Genomic DNA, 17,457 nt, shown 5'->3' with positions numbered 1-17,457 from the left:
ATGGTTTGGCACCTCGATGTCGGCTCGTCGCATCCTGGGGCTGGAGTAGGTCCCAAGGGTTGGGCTGTTCGCCCATTAAAGCGGTACGCGAGCTGGGTTTAGAACGTCGTGAGACAGTTCGGTCCCTATCCGCTGTGCGCGCAGGAGACTTGAGAAGGGCTGTCCCTAGTACGAGAGGACCGGGACGGACGAACCTCTGGTGTGCCAGTTGTTCCGCCAGGAGCACGGCTGGTTGGCTACGTTCGGAAGGGATAACCGCTGAAAGCATCTAAGCGGGAAGCTCGCTTCAAGATGAGGTCTCCCACAGGGTTAACCTGGTAAGGCCCCCAGCTAGACGACTGGGTTGATAGGCCGGATGTGGAAACGCGGTAACGCGTGGAGCTGACCGGTACTAATAGGCCGAGGACTTGACCACTCACTCTTCTTCTGGAGAGAAGTATTGCTACGCGTCCACTGTGCGGTTCCCGAGATACGGTCGGGGCGCGGTCGAAAGACCGCGAGGCTATATCTCAATAGAGTTTCGGCGGTCATGGCGAAGGGGAAACGCCCGGCTCCATTCCGAACCCGGAAGCTAAGCCCTTCAGCGCCGATGGTACTGCACTGGTTACGGTGTGGGAGAGTAGGACGCCGCCGGACATTCTTTCAATAAGGGCCACCCTCGGGTGGCCTTTATTGCGTTTGTGTCCTTCTCGTGGAGGTTCGGAATGGCTGATCCGCAGGGTCGTCGAGACGACCGGGGTGGAGACTCCCGCCGCTCCGAACAGAAATCGAATGGTGCGCGCGGCAACAACTCCGGGCGTCGCGATTCGACCCGTCGTACGGAAAAGCGTGCTGAGCGCCCTCGGTCGGATCGCGCGAATTCCGCGACGGCGCCGCGAAGCGGGGGCGAGCGGCGCTCTGTCCGGTCCGCGGATTTCGTGCCCCGCCCCGTGGGGCCGGCCATCGCGGTCGGCGTGACCGGTGCCGAATTGGACAAGTCGGTGTCCCGCGAACTCACCACATTGCGGGCCGAGGCCGCGGAGCAGGCGGCGAAACACCTGGTGATGGCCGCGCGACTGTTGGACGAGGACCCGGAGTTGGCCCACGCGCACGCCTTGGCCGCCCGTAAGTGTGGTCCGCGGGTCGCGGTCATCCGAGAGGCGGTCGGCCTGGCGGCCTACGCGGCCGGGCGTTGGGCAGAGGCGCTCGCGGAGTTGCGCGCCGCCCGTCGTATCTCCGGGGACGACGAACACTGGCCGGTGATGGCCGACTGCGAGCGGGCGCTCGGTCGCCCGGAGCGCACGCTGCAGATGGCGGCTGCGCCGGAGGTCGCCAAACTGAGCCGAGCCGCGGCCATCGAGATGCGTATGGTGGTTGCGGGCGCGCGCGCCGACCTCGATCAACTGGACGCCGCCGTAGTGACGTTGCAGACGCCGGATCTGCAGAACGCCGCCGCGCCGTGGGCGCCCCGACTTCGCTTCGCCTACGCCGCGGCGCTGCAAGCTGCGGGCCGCCACGACGAGGCCCGGCAGTGGTACGAGAGGGCAGCCGAGGTGGACCCGGAGGGCGAGACCGGCGCAGCGGAGCGACTGCTGGAACTCGACGGGGTGCGGTTCCTGGACGAGGACGAGGAGGCATGACCCCGCTCGCGGGCGGCTCGCCGCGACTGGCGGAGGCCTACGATGCCGCGCTGCTGGACCTGGACGGGGTGGTGTACCTCGGACCGACGGCCATCCCGCACGCGTCGGAGACGCTGGCGCAGGCGCGTCGGGCGGGCATGCGGCTGGCCTTCGTCACCAACAACGCCGCGCGCACCCCGGAGACGGTGGCCGCGCAGCTGACCGAACTCGGCGTGCCCGCGGACGTGGACGAGGTGGCCACCTCCGCGCAGGCTGCGGCCCGGGTGCTCACCGAGCTCGTCCCGGCCGGCTCCGCGGTGCTGGTGGTCGGCGGGGAGGGATTGGAGGCAGCGTTGCGCGCCCGCGGGCTACGTCCGGTGCGCTCGCTGGACGACGACCCGGCTGCCGTGGTGCAGGGCTTCCACCCCTCGGTCGGCTGGGAGCAGTTGGCCGAGGGCACCTTCGCGGTGCGTCGTGGACTGCCCTGGGTGGCCAGCAACACCGACCTGACCATCCCGACGCAGCGCGGCATCGGCCCCGGCAACGGCACCCTGGTCGAAGTGATTCGGTTGGCCACCGGGGCCACCCCGATCGTCGCGGGCAAGCCGGAACTGGCCCTGCACCGGGAGTCCGCCGAGCGCGTCGGCGCGCAACGCCCACTGGTGGTGGGCGACCGGTTGGACACCGACATCCTGGGCGCCACTCGTGCCGATACCGACAGCCTGCTGGTACTGACCGGTGTCACCGACCCCGCCCAGCTACTGTCCGCGCCGGCGCAGCGGCGGCCCACCTACCTGGCCGAGGACCTACGCGGGTTGCTTGTCGCCCATGAGCCCGTGCAGCTGGACGGGGAGATCGTGCGGTTGCGCGAATGGCGGGCCACGGTACGGGATCAGCGGCTGGAGCTGTCCGGCAGCGGCAGCCGGGTGGACGGACTGCGCGCGGCCTGCGTGGCCGCGTGGGGCGCAGCCGATGACGTCGACACCGGCGAGGCCGCACACCGGTTGGCGGTCATCGACTGAGCCGTCGCGCCGTGGGAGGGCCGGGGGACCGTTCAGAGCTTGAGGAAATTTAGCGCCGCCGCGTGCAGCAATCCGTTGGACGCCAGCGCACTACCCCCGGCCGGGCCCGCCCTGCCGGTCAGATCGGTGAACTGCCCGCCCGCCTCGGCGACGATCAGCGCCGGCGCGGCCAGGTCGTGCAACGCCACCGCGGGCTCGGCGGCCACGTCCACGGCGCCCTCGGCGAGCAGCATGTAGGACCAGAAGTCGCCGTAGGCGCGGGTGCGCCAGCAGGCCCGGGTCAAATCGAGGAAGCCGTCCAGCTTCCCGCGCTCCTCCCAGCCGGACAGGCTGGAGTAGGAGAACGAGGCGTCGGCCAACGAGCCCACCGCGGAGACCCGGCAGACGGTGTCCGCGGATCGTCCGGTGCCGGCATACGTCCCGCCGCCGACCCGGGCCCACCAGCGTCGGCCCAGCGCAGGCGCGGACACCACAGCGGCCACCGGGGCGTCGCCGTCCAGCAACGCGATCAGGCTGGCCCAGACCGGCACCCCACGGACGAAGTTCTTGGTGCCGTCGATCGGATCGATCACCCACCGACGGGGCCCGGCGCCGGTGTCCGCGAACTCCTCCCCGTGCACCGCGTCGCCGGGCCGACGGTCCGTCAGCATCCCGCGCAGGACCCGCTCGGCCTCCCGGTCCGCGTCGGTCACCGGGGTCAGGTCCGGCTTCGCCTCGACCCGCAGATCCGACGCGCGGAAGCGGGCCAGGGTGACCGCGTCGGCGGCGTCGGCCAGGTCATGGGCCAGGGTCAGATCCTCGTGCACGGCGGCGAGCCTAGCGGCGCAGCCACTGGGTAGGGCCGAGTAACCGGCTGGCATACTTGCCCGCGGCCGTAACCCTGCCCGGGGGCACAGCCAGCCGGTCCACGTCCCGAGATCGCTGACCTCTAGGGAGCCGACGTTGTTCGACACCTTCATGGGCCTGCCCGTGCACATTCTCATCCTGCACGCCACGGTGGTGCTGGTGCCGCTTGTCTCGGTCATCACGATAGCGGTGTTCCTGTGGCCGGCCTGGCGCACGAAGTTCGCCGGGCCGGTGGCGATCCTCAACGTGGTGATCCTCGCGACCACTTTCGCCACCGTGCGCTCCGGTCTGAAGTTCAAGGACCGGTTCCGGATCATGGGCGACCAGTCGACGCCGGAGTACTCACACGAGCGGTGGGGCAAGGATCTGCTCTGGTGGGTGCTGGCGCTGGCCATCGTGGCCGTGCTGGTCTACGCGGTGGGCCGGGTGCCGAACCTGCCGCCGTTCGTCGGCATGGGGCTGGGCGGCGTGGTCGCGGTTCTCGCGGTGGTCTCGATTGTGTTCACCGCGGTGGCCGGTCACACCGGCGCTGAGGCGAGCTACAAGGGAATCATCAAGAGCAGCGACAAGAAGATCGAAAAGCTGAAGGCGAGCGCGAAGCCGACGCCGCCGGCGGCACCGGCCGCACCGAAGTAACGTCAGCCGGTCGCGTCCTCCGCCGCGGTGCGGGCGCGCAGCAGTCGGCGTAGCGAGTCGAGCCGGGCCGCGGGAGCGTGGCCCGCGGCCACCCACGCGTCCAGCGCACATTCCGGTTCGTCGTGGCTGCATCCGCGCGGGCACTGCGCGGTGCCCGCGGCGAGGTCGGAGAAGGCGGCCACCACCGCGTCCGGGCTGACATGGGCCAGACCGAAGCTGCGCACGCCCGGGGTGTCGATGACCCAGCCGCCCTCGGGCAGTTCCAACGCCAGCGCCGAGCTCGAGGTGTGCCGACCGCGGCCGGTCACCGCGTTCACCGAGCCGATGGCCCGGTCGGTGCCCGGCACCAGGGCGTTCACCAATGTCGACTTGCCCACCCCGGAGTGCCCGACCAGCACGCTGGTCCGGCCGATCAGATAGGTCCTCAGGTCGGCCGGGTCCAGATCCCGACGCGACGTCACATAGGCCAATCCCAAGGGGATGTACCCCGCCAACAGGGTGGCCGGGTCGGCCAGGTCGGTCTTGGTCAGGCACAGCAACGGATCCAGGCCCGCGTCATAGGCAGCGACCAGGCAGCGGTCGATCAGCCCGGTGCGCGGCTCCGGGTCGGCCACCGCGGTGACGATCACCAGTTGATCGGCGTTGGCCACCAGCACCCGTTCCACCGGGTCGTCGTCATCCGCGGTGCGCCGCAGTACCGAGCGGCGTTCGGCGACTCGCACCACCCGGGCCAGGGTGTCCGGCGCCCCGCTGACATCACCCACCACGCCGACCCGGTCGCCGACCACCAGCCCGCGGCGGCCGAGTTCGCGGGCCTTCACCGCGATCACGTCATGCCCCGCCACCCGCACGGTGATCCGACCGCGGTCCACGGTGACCACGTGCCCGTCCACGGCGGCCTCGTGCGCCGGACGCAACCGGCTGCGCGGCCGCGTGCCACGCCCGGGTCTGACCCGCACGTCGTCCTCGTCGAGGTGCGCGGTCGGTCGGCGGCGGGGCCCGGTCAGTCGGCCCTCCCGAGAATGTCTCTGTCCAGCATGCGCAGCCAACTGCCGACGAAGTCCGGCAGCGTTTTGGCGGTGGTCGCCACGTTCTCCACCTCGATGCCCGGCACCACCAGGCCGAGCAACGCGGCGGTGGTGGCCATCCGGTGGTCGTCGTAGGTGTGGAACACCCCACCGTGCAACGGGCGCGGGCGGATGATCAACCCGTCCTCGGTCTCGGTGACGTCGCCGCCCAACGCGTTGAGTTCGGTGGCCAGCGCGGCGAGCCGGTCGGTCTCGTGTCCGCGCAGGTGTCCGATGCCGCGCAGGGTGCTCGGCGTCTCCGCGAACGCCGCCAGACCGGCGATGGTGGGGGTGAGCTCACCGACCGCGCCCAGATCCGCGTCCAGACCGAGCACCCGGCCGGTGCCGCGTACCTGCAGACCCTCCGCGGTCGCGGTGCACGCCCCACCCATCCCGGTCAGCAACCCACACACCCGGGCGACCGGCTGTACAGTGTCGCCGCCGGAAAGCCCCGGTACGGTCACCGCCCCGCCGGTGAGCAGTGCCGCGGCCAGGAACGGTGCGGCGTTGGACAGATCCGGTTCGACCCGCAGATCCCGCGCCCCGATCTGACCCGGGGTCAGCTGCCAACGGGCGGCGGTCCGGTCATCCACCTCGACGCCGGCCGACCGCAGCATCGCGATCGTCATCCCGATGTGCGGCAGTGAGGGCACCGGCGGGCCGACGTGCACCACGTCCACGCCCTTGTCGAAGCGAGCCGCCGCGAGCAGCAGCCCGCTGACGAACTGCGAGGACGACGACGCGTCCAACTGCACCCGGCCGCCGGGCAGGGCGCCGCGGCCGACCAGGGTGAACGGCAATCCGGTGATCGAGTCCAGGTCGGCGCCCAGATCACGCAGCGCGCCGAGCATCGGGCCCATCGGACGCTGCCGGGCCCGCGGGTCGCCGTCGAATCGCACCGGACCGTCGGCGAGCGCCGCGAGCGGGGGAACGAAGCGCATCACCGTGCCCGCCAGCCCACAATCGATCTCAGCCGGGCCCCGCAACGGCCGCGGGGTGACCCGCCAGTCGACACCATCGCGGCCGGGCACCTCGTCGATGCCGGTGCCCATCGCCCGCAGCGCGGACAGCATGAGCGCGGAGTCGCGCGAGCGCAGCGGCGCGGTGATCGTGCTCGGCCCATCGGCCAGGGCGGCGAGCAGCACCGCGCGATTGGTGATCGATTTGGAACCGGGCATCGCGACGAGCGCTCGCACCGCGCCGTCGGCCACCGGAGCGGCCCAACGCTCGCTCGCACTGTGCTTGTTGCTGAGCTCACTGCGTTCGCTCATCGTCACGACACACTACGCGGATGAGCACGCCGTACCGGTTCGAGTTCGCCACGCCCACCGGGCCCGCTCGGGCCGAGATCAACCCGGCGGGCGACAAGCCCACCGGGGTGCTGGTACTCGGCCATGGCGCCGGTGGCGGCATCGAGGCGCGCGATCTCCACGCGTTGGCGGTGGGCCTGCCCGACCGCGGCATCACGGTCATCCGGGTGGAACAGCCATGGCGGGCGGCCGGGCGCAAGGTGGCCGCGCCCCCCCGGCAACTGGACGTTGCCTGGATCGCGGTGCTCCAGGGGCTGCGCGCAGCGAACGAGCTCGAGGCGCCGTTGGTGGTCGGGGGACGCTCGGCCGGCGCCCGAGTGGCCTGCCGCACGGCGCGGGAACTCGGCGCCGTCGGTTGTTTGGCGCTGGCTTTTCCGTTGCACCCTCCGGGTCGGCCGGGGGCGAGCCGGGTCGAGGAATTGCTCGGCGCCGGGGTGGACACCCTGGTGGTCCAGGGCGAGCGGGACCCATTCGGGGGCCCGGCGGAGTTCCCCGCCGGTACGCAGCTGATCGCCGTTCCGGAGGCCGATCACGGCTTCAGGGTGCCCGCTCGGGCGGCGCTGGGACAGGCGCAGTCATTGACCCGGATGGTGGCCGCGGTGGGGGACTGGCTACCGGCGAATTAACCGCAAAGGGAATCGCCGCGGGTGTCAAACGGTTTAGTCCATCATGCTCACCCGTGCGGACGGATTCGACTTGGTGGCCCTGGCGGCGCCGCCGATACGTCCTGCATCCGTTCGTGGCCTAGGCTCTGCGACGATGGCCACCGCGGAGAGCACCGAGGCACGTGCGGCCCGGTTCGAGCAGGAAGCCCTGCCCTACCTGGATCAGTTGTACGCGGCTGCCATGCGCATGACGCGTAACCCGTCGGACGCCGAGGACCTGGTGCAGGAGACCTTCGCCAAGGCGTTCGGTGCGTTCCACCAGTTCCAGGAGGGCACCAACCTCAAGGCTTGGCTGTATCGCATCCTGACGAACACCTTCATCAACTCCTACCGCAAGAAGCAGCGCGAACCGCAGCAGAGCGGGTCGGAGGACATCGAGGATTGGCAGTTGGCCCGGGCGGAGTCCCACACCTCCACCGGGTTGAAGTCGGCCGAGGTCGAGGCGCTGGAGCACCTGCCGGACAGCGACGTGAAGTCCGCGCTGCAGGAACTGCCGGAGGACTTCCGAATTGCGGTGTACCTCGCCGATGTCGAGGGCTTCGCCTACAAGGAAATCGCGGAGATCATGGGCACCCCGCTGGGAACGGTCATGTCCCGGCTGCACCGCGGGCGGCGCCAGCTTCGCGACCTGTTGTCGGATTACGCGCGCGAACGCGGCCTGGTACGCACCGGTGCCGACAGCGCGGACATGAGGGACGAGGATTCATGACCTCCGGGTTGCCCTACTTCACCTCCTGCGCGGATGTACTTGCCCGTGTCTACGAGTTCATCGATCACGAACTCGCCGAGGCGGACTGCGCGCACATCCGGCAGCATCTCGATGAGTGCGGGCCGTGCCTGCGCGAGTTCGGCCTCGAGCAGATGGTGAAGGACGTGGTCAAGCGCGGCTGCGGTAGCGAAACCGTGCCCCAGGACCTTCGCTCCCGGGTTATGTACCGCATCCGTGAGGTCCAGGTGCAGGTGACGGTGGTGTCGGAGGACGGCCCGGCCACCATCTGAGTTCACCCGAATGCAGCAGGGCCCCGGGATCACTCCCGGGGCCCTGGCATGTTCTTAGAGCCGCGAGCGGTAGCGAGCGGCCCGTGTTGTTGTCAGGCGTTGGGACGCCGACCGTGATTCGCCTTCGAGTGCTTGCGTGCCTTGCGGCGACGCGCCCTGCGACCCATGAGACCTCCGTCTGTCCGATTCGACGCTCATCGTCCCACGCGGACGAGCCGGCCCTCAAATCGGCCACGACACGGTGTCACTGAGACGGAGTAGTTCTCTTGTGACTCATGTGGTCACAGGGATAACGTGACCCCAGCCATGGCACTCGCTGGGGGGTGATCGGCCATGCAGATCAACTCGAACTGGAAGTGGGCCTGAGTAAAGGTCCCCGACACGTCCGGTTCGGATCGCAGGTCCGAGCCGGACGCGTCGCTACTCTCGTCGGAGACGGTGTCGACGGGGGGTGACCGGGTGAACCCGTTGCCCCGGCCCGCCCGCGTCTATATCGCCGCAGTGCTCCTGGTCGCGGTAGCTGCCGCGGCCGGCGTGCTGCACACCCGCCCCGACCTCTCCACGCTGCTGCTGATCGGCGCGCTGTTCGCGGTGCTCGACCCGCTGTCCACGGTCTCGCTGGCTCGCGGGGTCACCCTGTCCGCCAGCTTCCCGGTCTCGTTGGCTTCGGCGATCCTGCTCGGTCCGTGCGGGGCGGCGCTGGTCGCCCTCGGCTCCCTGGCCTGGCAGCCGGCCCGCCCGCCGTGGCCCAAGCGGGTGTTCAACGCCGCCGAACTGGCCGTGGCCGCGGCCGCCGCCGGCGCGGTCTACCGCCTGTTGGGCGGGGACTCCGTGCTGACCGCCGACGACTTCCCCTGGGTGTTGCCGGTGGTGGCGCTGGCCGCGCTGGCGCACAGTGCGGTGAACGCCGGCCTGATGGCCGGCGTGCTGCGGCTCGCTGAGGGTGTGCCGCTGCGCCGCGGATTGCGCGCCACGTTGTCCAGTGGGTTGGCCGGGTACCTGCTCTACGGGTTGTTCGGGTTGCTGATGGCCGTGCTGTGGAGCTCCCCGGTCGGCGCGCTCGCCGCGCTGCTGGTGCTGCTGCCGCTGCTGGTGGCCCGCTGGGCGTTCGGCCAGTACGCCGCGGAGCGGGAGGCCTACGAACGCACGGTCCGCGCCCTGGTGGCCACGGTGGACGCCAAGGACCCCTACACCCGCGGCCACTCCGAGCGGGTCGCGCTGGGTGCGGAACTGATCGGTCGTCAGGTCGGCTTGCCCGAGCAGCGCACCGAACTGCTGCGCTTCGCGGGCATGCTGCACGACATGGGCAAGGTCGGGGTGCCCACGGCGCTGCTGCGCAAGGGTGGCGGACTGTCCGGCGCGGAGTTCGCGGAGATCGCCCGGCATCCCGCCCGTGGCGTGGAGATGGTACGCGACATCTCCTTCCTGCACGAGGCGCTGGCCGGTATCGCGCATCACCACGAGCGCCTGGACGGACAGGGTTATCCGGACGGCCTGGCCGGGGAGCGGATTCCGTACTTCGCCCGGGTGATCGCGGTGGCCGACGCGTTCGACGCGATGACCACCACGCGCGCCTACCGTCGGGCGCGCGGCACCTCCGACGCGATCGGCGAGTTGCGCCGCGGGGCCGGCACCCAGTTCGACCCGGCATTGGTCGAGGCCTTCGTGACGGCGGTCGAGACGCACGGCTGGGAGCCCGGCGAGGCCGTTGCGCAAATCCCGCTGGGGCCCGCGGTGTTCGACCACGACGACCCGGTGGGGGCGGGCGAGCGTGGTTGATCGACCCGCGGTGGCCGCGGCCTTTCTGGCGTTCATCGCGATCGGCGAACTCGTCCGCCTGCGGTTGCCCGGTGACCGGGAGGCGGCGCCGATCGGCGCCGCCGGGGCGCTGGCCTACTGTCTGCTGCCGCAGGTCGGCTCCGCACCGGCCCGACACAGCCCCGCCCAGGTCGTCGCGGTCACCGCGCTGGGCATGGTGCTGGGTGTGTTGCCGCACGTGTGGGTCGGCCGTGGGCCCGGCCTGCTCTACGTCGCGCGCCGGTTGGTGGTGATCGGGACCGCCGCTGTGGTGTTCCGACCGATGGCGGATTCGCACCTCGGCCCGTTGTTGGCCGCAGCCATGGTCGCGGTGGTCATCGGCGTTGCCGCGCTGGACGCGGCGCTCGCCGGATTGATGCGTGCCCGGCAGTTGCGCGCCCCGCTGCGGCCCGCGCTGCGCGACGAATTCGCGGGGGTGCTGGGCATCGGATCCGCGATCGGTGCCACCGGCATGCTGATTGCCCTCGCTGTCGGGGTGATGAATCTGTGGGCCATCCCGGTGTTCTGCGCCCCACTGCTGCTGACCCAGCTCTCCTTCCGTCGCATCACCGCGATCCGGGCCACCTACCGGCAAACCGTGCGCTCGCTGTCCCGGACCACGGAGCTGGGTGGCTATACCCCGGAGGGTCACGCCCGCCGGGTGAGCGATCTGGCCCTGGCGGTGGGCCGCGAACTGGGCCTGGGCGAGGCGGACCTGCTGGACCTGGAGTACGCCGCGCTCATGCATGACCTGGGCCAGCTCAGCCTGGACCTGCCCGTGCACGGCGGCGCGACCATCTATGTCGATCCCGGCGAGCAGCGCCGGTTGGCCGAGGAGGCCGCGAAGGTGGTGCGGGCCACCGGTGTGCCCGCCGAGGTCGCGGAGATCGTGGAGCGGCAGGCCGAGCCGTACCGGCGCCCACACGAGGCGATCGACCCGACGCTGCCGCTGGGTGCGCGCATCCTCAAGGTGGCCAATGCCTTCGACGACCTGGCCGGCGACGCGCCCGCCCGGGACACCGCGCTGTCCGCGCTGGAGCGGCTGCGGCACGGGATGGCCTACGACTACGACCCCCGAGTGGTCGAGGTGCTCTCCGGCGTGGTCGGGCGCGCGGGCTAACCTCGCGCGGGTGAGCGAGCCTCCACGTCCGCTGGGTACCGCCGGTCGGGTATGCCGACTCGGCGCGGTGGGCGCCGCGGCCGCGTTGCTGTTCTACGGCTCGGCGTGGGGGCAGGACGACAACTTCCCGTTCGGCCCGATGAACCAGTACTCGTTCCGCACCGACCCCAACGGCGAAATTCATGCCCTCTGGCTGGACGCGGACACCGCCGCGGGCACCCACGTCCGGCTGGACATCGCCTCCTCCGGCGACGTCGGCGTTGCCCGGGCGGAGATCGAGGGCCAACTTGACCGGATCATCGCCGACCCCTCGCGGCTGCAGGAGCTGGCCGAGGCCTGGGCCCGGCTGCACCCCGACCGGCCGGGCCTCACCCGTCTGACGGTGGGTCAGGACGTGACGTTGCTGCGTCATGGGCGGCCGAACGGACACCGCACCGACGTGTTCACGCACTGGGATGTGACGCCGTGAACCGGGTCACCGGCTGGTTCTTCCCGGCGCTACCGAAGGCGCGGATCGCGGTGCTGCGCGCGGCGATCTACTCCTTCGTCATCTTCGACATGCTCATGCTGGTCAACGACGTGGTGGACAAGTCCCGGTCACCTGCGGGCCTCTACCGGCCGCTGGCCCTGGAGCGAGCGTTCCATCTGCCCGCCCCGCAGGCCGGCTGGGTGCAGGCGTTGCGCGCCGTGGTGATCGTCGCCTGTCTGATCGCGGCCACCGGGCGGCTGCCGCGGTTGGCCGGTTGGATCGTCGCGGTGGGTTTTCTGGAGTGGGTCATGCTCGGCATGTCCTACGGCAAGGTCGACCACGACCACCTGGCGCTGCTCGCCGCGCTGTGCGTGCTACCCACCGCCGGTTCCGCCCGGCGCGACGACGAACGCCCGGACGAGCGCGCGGGCTGGGCGATTCGCTGCATCCAGCTCACCGTGGTGGCCACCTACGCGCTGTCGGTCTGGGCGAAGATCCGCCGCGGCGGCTGGGATTGGCCCACCGGGGCCACCTTCGTCTGGGCGGTTGAGCGGCGCGGCACCGTGTTCGGCCGCCCACTGCTGCATGTGCCGGAGGTGCTGATCCTCACTCAGTGGGTGGTGATGGCGTTGGAGGCACTGGCGCCGATCGTGTTCTTCCTGCGCGGGCGGGCGCTGGGCGCGGTGGCGTGCCTCTACCTCGGCTTCCACCTGGTCACCTACGCGACGATCTCCATCCACTTCGCGCCAGTGGTCATCTGTTGGCTCGCCTTCGCGCCGCTGGAGGTGGTGGCGCGGCGGGTTCAGTCGGGCGGTATTTTTTCGGTGCGGGGCGGGTCGGTGGCGCAGGTTGGCCCACCGCCGGGCATCCGGTCCCGGTTGTTCGCCACCAGGCGGTAGAGCCCGTGGGCGACCCAGCGCAGCGGCGGCACCCGGATCAGCCCGCCGAGCAGGGCCCAGATCCCACCGCAATCCAGCAGTAGCCGGGCGATGGCCTGCGCGCCGCCGTCCACCCGGCCGTCGGTGCCGACCCAGAGGACCTCGTGGCGGGCGCGGCTGCGCGGGATGCCGTAGGCGTCCAGATCCACCCGCTGCCAGGGCTTGAGCTCGGCGCGGCTGGGCATCCGGCGGGAGATGAACCGAACACAGCGGTTGCAGAACCCGCAGTCACCCTCGTAGATCAGCAGCGCGCGCCCACTCACCTCCTCATCATGCCCGCAGCAGGCGCAACGACAGGGTGGGGTCGAACATCCGGCGGCGGCGATAGGTCAGCTCGAAGGCGAACAACCCGGCACCGGCGGCCAGCGCCAGGTCACCCAGACTGTCGATCTCCCGGTGGCCGGGGATGGGCACCGCGATGCGGTCGCCGAGCATCCGCAGCTGCGTTTGGGCGCCCGCGACCTCATGCCGGGGCCCCCGCGCCAGGACCGGGTCGCTGAGACCGGCCCGGACGGCCGCGTGTTCCTCGACCGGCATGGCGCCGTTGCCGACCACGACCAGGGCGTTGAGCAGCAGGCCGAGGGCGGCCAGCGGGATGCCGGGCACCCGGCGGTTGCGCATGGTGAAGACGATGGCAAGGACCGCCGAGACCAGCATCGATATCGGGTAGGAGATCCGGTGGCCGGACAGCGGCTCGCCGAATTGGGCCGCGCAGGCCGCAACCAACAGCCGGCGAGACTCCAGCCGATGCCCGAGGAGGCGGCCACCGCGCCCCCCGAGCACAGCGCCGAGCAGCAGCGCCACAAGTACCACCAGCAACAACAGTCCCATGGGGCTAGTGTCGCAACAGATGTGCCGCGGTGGGGTTACGACGCGGCCGACCTACCGGGAGGCTCCGAAACCGTGACCTTGATGCGGGTATGCGCGGAGCTGGTCGGCACCGTGGCCGAGGTGCTGGTCGAGGAGGGCGAGGCGGTGCGGGTCGGCGCACCGTTGGTGGTGCTGGAGTCGATGAAGATGGAGATCCCGGTGCTGGCCCCGGTGGCCGGCACGGTGGCGTCCGTGGTGGTCGGAGTCGGCGATCTGGTGCAGGCCGAGGACCCGTTGGTGGTGCTTCAGCGGATCTCGCCGTGAACCGAGCACCGCGCGGTCCAGGTCCGCGGGGTGACCTGCACCTGCATGCGCCGGCGGCACTGCGGGCAATAGCGCGGCGGTTCGAGCTCGCGGGCCGCGCGGCACCCCGCGTGGTCGCCGTGCACGGTCTGCTCGCCGCAGCGATCGCAGTACAGCCGCGCGCCGTCGTTCACGGTCCGTAGGTTATGCGAGCGGCCCGGCCGCGGGCGCCGCGGCTACGGGACCTTGAGGGTCAGGGTGCCCGCGATCTTGCCGCCGGTCAGGCCGCACGCGAAGTAGGTGTAGCCGATCGTGTACTCGCCGGACTTCTTGTACTTCTTGTGCAGTTGGTAGCTGTCCTGCACCTGGTGCAGCACGTTCTGCTCGCCCGGGTTGGCGCACCGCTGCGGGCCGCCGGAGACCGTGTACTCGGTGCCATCGCCCCAGGTCAGCTGCTCGCCCATGCCGATGTTGCGGCCGGCCGGTGTCGGGTACGCGACCAGCGTGTTGTCGTTGAGCCCGTACGGGTTGTAGACGTAGCCGTCGAAGCTGATGGTGAGTAGCAGGTCCCGGTTTCGGCGCTGGTAGGCCAGCGCGATGCGCAACGTCGGGGTACCCGGGGTCGGTGCGGCGGACACGACCGGGGCTGCGCTGGGGTCGGCCGTCGGTCCGCTGCTGGGCACCGGTGTCGCGCCGTCCGGCCCCAACTCGTAGACCGCGTACGGGGCGCCGGGGTCGGCCGCGGCCATCGCACCGCCCGCACCCGTACCGGCCACACCGGCGGTCGCCAGCGCGGTCACCGCAACCACGGCCGCACCCAGCGCCATGGTGCGGCGCACATCACGGCGCTCGCTCTGCTTCGGTTTGGCGTGCTGACCCGACATGACGTCCCCCAGTGCGACGGTAGCTGGGCCGCCCCTCTAATGCCCGGCAGCCCCTTCTGTCACAGTTTTTCTAACATGCAACATGCTCACCACTGGGGATGCGCGCCGGGCGGCCGGCAATCAGATCCCAACCGGTGCCGGGCGATAGTCGGTGGCGGCCGTGGTGTCCGTGCCGGCCTTGGCGCGCAGCCCGCGCAGCACCGGGGTCAGCACGATCACCACCGCCAGGTTCACGGCGAGTGCGGCCAGGCCGGGGTAGACCGTGTCCTTGGTGTCGAAGCCGAGTTTGCTCAACTGGTAGAGCGAGCCGCCGAAGTGATGCTTGTGGTTCGCCGGGTTCGGCGTCACGTAGAGCATCGACAATCCGGCGATAAGGCCCGCGGCCCAGCCGATGAGCAACGCCCAACGGTGGAACCACCGCGTCCACAGGCCGAGCACCACCGCGGGCAGCGTCTGCAGGATGATCACCCCGCCGATCAGTTGCAGGTCAATGGAGAACTGCGGCTCCAACTGCAGGATCACCGCCACCGCGCCGGCCTTCACCGCGAGCGAGGCGATGCGGGCCACCCGCGCCTGCTCGGCGTGCGAGGCCCCCGGTCTGAGATAGGCCGTCCACACGTTGCGACTGAACAGGTTGGCCGCGGCGATCGACATGATCGCGGCGGGCACCAGGGCACCGATGGCGATCGCGGCGAAGGCCACTCCGGCGAACCATTGCGGGAACTGGGAGTCGTAGAGCAGCGGCACGATGGTGTTCGGGTCGGGCTTGCCGCCGGTCACGATCGGCTTCACCCCGGCCGCGATCGCCATGTAGCCGAGCAGCGCGAGCAGACCGAGCAGGAACGAGTACGCGGGCAGCGCGGTCATGTTGCGCTTGATCGTGCCGCGGCTGCGGGCGGCCAGCAGGCCGGTCACCGAGTGCGGATAGAGGAACAGCGCCATTGCTGAGCCGAGGGCCAATGTGGAGTAGCCGGTCAGATTGGCATGAGGCAACGTCAGACCATCGGTGGCGCTGGGCGTTGCCGCGAACTTGTCGTGCGCCGCGGCGAAGATGTGGCCGAAGCCGTGCAGCTTGATCGGGATCACGATGATCGCGGTGATGACCACGAGGTAGATCAGCAGATCCTTGACGATGGCTATCAATGCGGGCGCCCGCAGCCCGGCCCGGTAGGTGTACGCGGCCAGGATGGCGAAGGCGATGATCAGCGGCCAGTCGTCGGTGCCCAGGAAATGTTGGGTACCGATGCCCATGGTTTTGAGCACCGCCTCGATACCGATCAACTGCAATGCGATGTAGGGCATGGTGGCGACGATGCCGGTGAGCGCGATCGCCAGGCCGAGGCCCGGTGAGCCGTGCCGGGCGGTGACGAAGTCGGCCACGGTGACGTAGCCGTGGGCCTTGGCCACCGACCACAGGCGCAGCGCCACGAACAGCACCAACGGGTAGACCACGACGGTGTAGGGCACCGCAAAAAACCCCAGCGCCCCGGCGCCGTAGAGCAGCGCGGGCACCGCGACGAACGTATAAGCGGTGTAGAGGTCGCCGCCGATGAGGAACCAGGTGACCACCGGGCCGAAGTTGCGCCCGGCCAGGCCCCACTCGTCGAGGTGGTCGAGGGTGGCGGCGCGGCGCCACCGCGCGGCCAGAAAGCCCATGATGGTGACCGCACCGAAGATGATCAGGAACACCGTGAACTCGACGGTGTTGACGTCGCGGTGGGTGTTCATTCGTTCGAGCCCCCCACCACCAGCGCGGTGATCGTCACCCCGATGGGGACCCACATCAACTGGAACCAGTAGAAGAAGGGGATGTCGAACAACCGCGGATCGACGCGGTTATAGGTCCATGGCAGCAGGGCGCCCACGATGGGCACCAACAGCAGGAACTTCAGTGCACGACGCACAGTCACCCTCCGCCCGCTCGGCGAAATCTCCAGCCGCGTCAGATTGTGGCGGAGATGGCCTTGATCGGCATAGAGAGCTCGTCGAGCAACGCGAGGTCTTCGGCGGGGTCGCGGCCCAGGGTGGTCAGGTAGTTGCCGACGATCACCGCGTTGATGCCGCCCAGCAGTCCGTCGCGGGTGCCCAGGTCACCCAGGGTGATCTCCCGGCCGCCCGCGAAGCGCAGGATGGTGCGCGGCAGCGCCAGGCGGAATGCGGCGATGGTGCGCAGGGCGTCGATGGCGGGCATCTGCTCGACGTCACCGAACGGGGTGCCCGGTCGCGGGTTGAGGAAGTTCAGCGGCACCTCGTCGGGGGACAGCGCGGCCAGCTGCGCGGCGAACTCGGCGCGCTGTTCGACGGTCTCGCCCATGCCGACGATGCCGCCGCAGCACACCTCCATGCCGGCCGCCCGCACCATCGACAGCGTGTCCCAGCGCTCCTCCCAGGTGTGCGTGGTGACCACGTTGGTGAAGTAGGAGCGCGCGGTCTCCAGGTTGTGGTTGTAGCGGTGCACCCCCATCTCGGCCAACTCGTCGACCTGAGCCTGCGTCAACATTCCCAGCGAGGCGGCCACCTGGATGTCCACCGCCGCCTTGATGGCGGCCACGCCCTCGCGCATCTGCGTCATCAGCCGCGCATCCGGTCCCCGCACCGCGGCCACGATGCAGAACTCCGTCGCCCCGGTGGCCGCGGTCTGCTTCGCGGCCTGCACCAGCGACGGAATGTCCAACCACACCGAGCGCACCGGGGAGCTGAACTGTCCCGACTGCGAGCAGAAGTGGCAGTCCTCCGGGCAGCCGCCGGTCTTCAGCGAGACGATGCCCTCCACCTCGACCTCGGGTCCGCACCAGCGCATGCGCACCTCGTGGGCCAGCGCCAGGGCGTCGGGCACGAACTCGTCGGGCAGCGCCAGTACCGCCAGGGTGTCGGCTTGGTCCAGCCCGATGCCCTGTTCCAGCACCCGGGCCCGGGCCCGGACCAACACCTCGGGGAGCTTGCGGACCTCGCTCGGGGCCTCGACGACGGTGGTCACGAGCGTGCCTCCAGGG

The 17,457-nt window shown here is 70.4% G+C and carries 21 protein-coding genes and 2 rRNA genes; 13 read left to right on the top strand and 10 right to left on the bottom strand.

Translation table 11 applies throughout. The annotated features are described in order from the left end of the window. The 4 genes from VGJ14_02495 to VGJ14_02480 form a co-directional block, all read left to right on the top strand. A 23S ribosomal RNA gene (locus tag VGJ14_02495) occupies nucleotides 1-415 on the top strand; the annotation flags it as partial. 104 nt (nucleotides 416-519) lie between these two features. Continuing rightward, nucleotides 520-636 (top strand): 5S ribosomal RNA (rrf, locus tag VGJ14_02490). Between the two features lie 281 nt (nucleotides 637-917). Continuing rightward, nucleotides 918-1,619, top strand: coding sequence for a hypothetical protein (locus tag VGJ14_02485; protein HEY2831267.1), 702 nt, complete (start codon nucleotides 918-920; stop codon nucleotides 1,617-1,619). Beyond that, nucleotides 1,616-2,620, top strand: coding sequence for an HAD-IIA family hydrolase (locus VGJ14_02480; GenBank protein ID HEY2831266.1), 1,005 nt, complete (start codon nucleotides 1,616-1,618; stop codon nucleotides 2,618-2,620). The genes VGJ14_02485 and VGJ14_02480 overlap by 4 nt, the downstream gene beginning before the upstream one ends. 32 nt (nucleotides 2,621-2,652) lie before the next feature. Here the strand turns inward: VGJ14_02480 and VGJ14_02475 are convergent, their stop codons facing one another. Then, nucleotides 2,653-3,426 (bottom strand): inositol monophosphatase family protein, encoded by a 774-nt coding sequence (locus tag VGJ14_02475; protein HEY2831265.1) that lies wholly within the window; start codon nucleotides 3,424-3,426, stop codon nucleotides 2,653-2,655. Nucleotides 3,427-3,562: 136 nt separating this feature from the next. On the opposite strand from VGJ14_02475, the gene VGJ14_02470 reads away from it, so the two are divergent. Continuing rightward, nucleotides 3,563-4,102: a DUF2231 domain-containing protein gene (locus tag VGJ14_02470; protein ID HEY2831264.1), complete on the top strand. Its 540-nt coding sequence runs from the start codon at nucleotides 3,563-3,565 to the stop codon at nucleotides 4,100-4,102. A 2-nt stretch (nucleotides 4,103-4,104) separates the two neighbouring features. On the opposite strand, the gene rsgA is transcribed toward VGJ14_02470, so the two are convergent. Together rsgA and aroA are read right to left on the bottom strand one after the other, a co-directional pair. After that, a complete protein-coding gene (rsgA, locus tag VGJ14_02465; protein ID HEY2831263.1) occupies nucleotides 4,105-5,061 on the bottom strand; it encodes a ribosome small subunit-dependent GTPase A in 957 nt (318 codons plus the stop codon). A gap of 44 nt (nucleotides 5,062-5,105) precedes the next feature. Next, complete coding sequence (gene aroA / locus VGJ14_02460) at nucleotides 5,106-6,440, bottom strand: 3-phosphoshikimate 1-carboxyvinyltransferase (protein HEY2831262.1); 1,335 nt, start codon at nucleotides 6,438-6,440, stop codon at nucleotides 5,106-5,108. 20 nt (nucleotides 6,441-6,460) lie between these two features. Here aroA and VGJ14_02455 point away from each other — a divergent pair, with 20 nt between their 5' ends. The 7 genes from VGJ14_02455 (at nucleotide 6,461) to VGJ14_02425 (ending at nucleotide 12,428) form a co-directional block, all read left to right on the top strand. Further along, nucleotides 6,461-7,105 (top strand): alpha/beta family hydrolase, encoded by a 645-nt coding sequence (locus VGJ14_02455; GenBank protein ID HEY2831261.1) that lies wholly within the window; start codon nucleotides 6,461-6,463, stop codon nucleotides 7,103-7,105. Nucleotides 7,106-7,238: 133 nt separating this feature from the next. Then, complete coding sequence (locus tag VGJ14_02450; GenBank protein ID HEY2831260.1) at nucleotides 7,239-7,853, top strand: sigma-70 family RNA polymerase sigma factor; 615 nt, start codon at nucleotides 7,239-7,241, stop codon at nucleotides 7,851-7,853. Next, a complete protein-coding gene (gene rsrA, locus VGJ14_02445) occupies nucleotides 7,850-8,143 on the top strand; it encodes a mycothiol system anti-sigma-R factor (GenBank protein ID HEY2831259.1) in 294 nt (97 codons plus the stop codon). The genes VGJ14_02450 and rsrA overlap by 4 nt, the downstream gene beginning before the upstream one ends. A gap of 459 nt (nucleotides 8,144-8,602) precedes the next feature. After that, on the top strand, nucleotides 8,603-9,922 hold the full coding sequence (locus VGJ14_02440) for an HD-GYP domain-containing protein (GenBank protein ID HEY2831258.1): 1,320 nt from the start codon (nucleotides 8,603-8,605) through the stop codon (nucleotides 9,920-9,922). Beyond that, nucleotides 9,915-11,060: an HD domain-containing phosphohydrolase gene (locus VGJ14_02435; GenBank protein HEY2831257.1), complete on the top strand. Its 1,146-nt coding sequence runs from the start codon at nucleotides 9,915-9,917 to the stop codon at nucleotides 11,058-11,060. The genes VGJ14_02440 and VGJ14_02435 overlap by 8 nt, the downstream gene beginning before the upstream one ends. Before the next feature lie 10 nt (nucleotides 11,061-11,070). Beyond that, entirely contained in the window at nucleotides 11,071-11,529 is a 459-nt protein-coding gene (locus VGJ14_02430; GenBank protein ID HEY2831256.1) for a hypothetical protein, read from the top strand. Further along, nucleotides 11,526-12,428 carry a hypothetical protein gene (locus tag VGJ14_02425; protein HEY2831255.1) on the top strand — a complete coding sequence of 301 codons (903 nt, stop codon included), beginning with the start codon at nucleotides 11,526-11,528 and terminating at the stop codon, nucleotides 12,426-12,428. Before VGJ14_02430 ends, VGJ14_02425 begins: the two co-directional genes overlap by 4 nt. Here the strand turns inward: VGJ14_02425 and VGJ14_02420 are convergent. Next, on the bottom strand, nucleotides 12,332-12,730 hold the full coding sequence (locus VGJ14_02420; protein ID HEY2831254.1) for a DUF393 domain-containing protein: 399 nt from the start codon (nucleotides 12,728-12,730) through the stop codon (nucleotides 12,332-12,334). The two genes, VGJ14_02425 and VGJ14_02420, sit on opposite strands and share 97 nt — an antisense overlap. A 7-nt stretch (nucleotides 12,731-12,737) precedes the next feature. Continuing rightward, complete coding sequence (locus VGJ14_02415; protein HEY2831253.1) at nucleotides 12,738-13,298, bottom strand: DUF5317 family protein; 561 nt, start codon at nucleotides 13,296-13,298, stop codon at nucleotides 12,738-12,740. 81 nt (nucleotides 13,299-13,379) lie between these two features. Here VGJ14_02415 and VGJ14_02410 point away from each other — a divergent pair, with 81 nt between their 5' ends. Beyond that, nucleotides 13,380-13,601 carry a biotin/lipoyl-binding carrier protein gene (locus VGJ14_02410; GenBank protein HEY2831252.1) on the top strand — a complete coding sequence of 74 codons (222 nt, stop codon included), beginning with the start codon at nucleotides 13,380-13,382 and terminating at the stop codon, nucleotides 13,599-13,601. Here the strand turns inward: VGJ14_02410 and VGJ14_02405 are convergent. The 5 genes from VGJ14_02405 to bioB form a co-directional block, all read right to left on the bottom strand. Further along, nucleotides 13,583-13,774 (bottom strand): hypothetical protein, encoded by a 192-nt coding sequence (locus tag VGJ14_02405; protein ID HEY2831251.1) that lies wholly within the window; start codon nucleotides 13,772-13,774, stop codon nucleotides 13,583-13,585. The two genes, VGJ14_02410 and VGJ14_02405, sit on opposite strands and share 19 nt — an antisense overlap. 42 nt (nucleotides 13,775-13,816) lie before the next feature. After that, nucleotides 13,817-14,464, bottom strand: a complete 648-nt coding sequence (locus VGJ14_02400; GenBank protein ID HEY2831250.1) for a hypothetical protein — start codon at nucleotides 14,462-14,464, stop codon at nucleotides 13,817-13,819. 120 nt (nucleotides 14,465-14,584) lie between these two features. Continuing rightward, nucleotides 14,585-16,192 carry a sodium:solute symporter gene (locus tag VGJ14_02395; GenBank protein ID HEY2831249.1) on the bottom strand — a complete coding sequence of 536 codons (1,608 nt, stop codon included), beginning with the start codon at nucleotides 16,190-16,192 and terminating at the stop codon, nucleotides 14,585-14,587. Further along, nucleotides 16,189-16,368 carry a DUF3311 domain-containing protein gene (locus VGJ14_02390; protein HEY2831248.1) on the bottom strand — a complete coding sequence of 60 codons (180 nt, stop codon included), beginning with the start codon at nucleotides 16,366-16,368 and terminating at the stop codon, nucleotides 16,189-16,191. Before VGJ14_02390 ends, VGJ14_02395 begins: the two co-directional genes overlap by 4 nt. A 38-nt stretch (nucleotides 16,369-16,406) precedes the next feature. Next, on the bottom strand, nucleotides 16,407-17,441 hold the full coding sequence (bioB, locus tag VGJ14_02385; GenBank protein ID HEY2831247.1) for a biotin synthase BioB: 1,035 nt from the start codon (nucleotides 17,439-17,441) through the stop codon (nucleotides 16,407-16,409). Between the last annotated feature and the right edge of the window lie 16 nt (nucleotides 17,442-17,457).

Source organism: Sporichthyaceae bacterium (assembly GCA_036493475.1).
Classification (GTDB): domain Bacteria; phylum Actinomycetota; class Actinomycetes; order Sporichthyales; family Sporichthyaceae; genus DASQPJ01.
Note: the sequence above shows the minus strand (reverse complement) of the source record. Positions and strands in the feature narration are given on the sequence as shown.

Coding starts and splice junctions, on each gene's coding strand:
- VGJ14_02480 (HEY2831266.1), top strand. CDS start 1,616: ATGACCCCGCTCGCGGGCGGCTCGCCGCGACTGGCGGAGGCCTACGAT.
- aroA (HEY2831262.1), bottom strand. CDS start 6,440: ATGAGCGAACGCAGTGAGCTCAGCAACAAGCACAGTGCGAGCGAGCGT.
- VGJ14_02455 (HEY2831261.1), top strand. CDS start 6,461: ATGAGCACGCCGTACCGGTTCGAGTTCGCCACGCCCACCGGGCCCGCT.
- VGJ14_02450 (HEY2831260.1), top strand. CDS start 7,239: ATGGCCACCGCGGAGAGCACCGAGGCACGTGCGGCCCGGTTCGAGCAG.
- rsrA (HEY2831259.1), top strand. CDS start 7,850: ATGACCTCCGGGTTGCCCTACTTCACCTCCTGCGCGGATGTACTTGCC.
- VGJ14_02415 (HEY2831253.1), bottom strand. CDS start 13,298: ATGGGACTGTTGTTGCTGGTGGTACTTGTGGCGCTGCTGCTCGGCGCT.
- VGJ14_02410 (HEY2831252.1), top strand. CDS start 13,380: ATGCGGGTATGCGCGGAGCTGGTCGGCACCGTGGCCGAGGTGCTGGTC.
- VGJ14_02400 (HEY2831250.1), bottom strand. CDS start 14,464: ATGTCGGGTCAGCACGCCAAACCGAAGCAGAGCGAGCGCCGTGATGTG.
- VGJ14_02395 (HEY2831249.1), bottom strand. CDS start 16,192: ATGAACACCCACCGCGACGTCAACACCGTCGAGTTCACGGTGTTCCTG.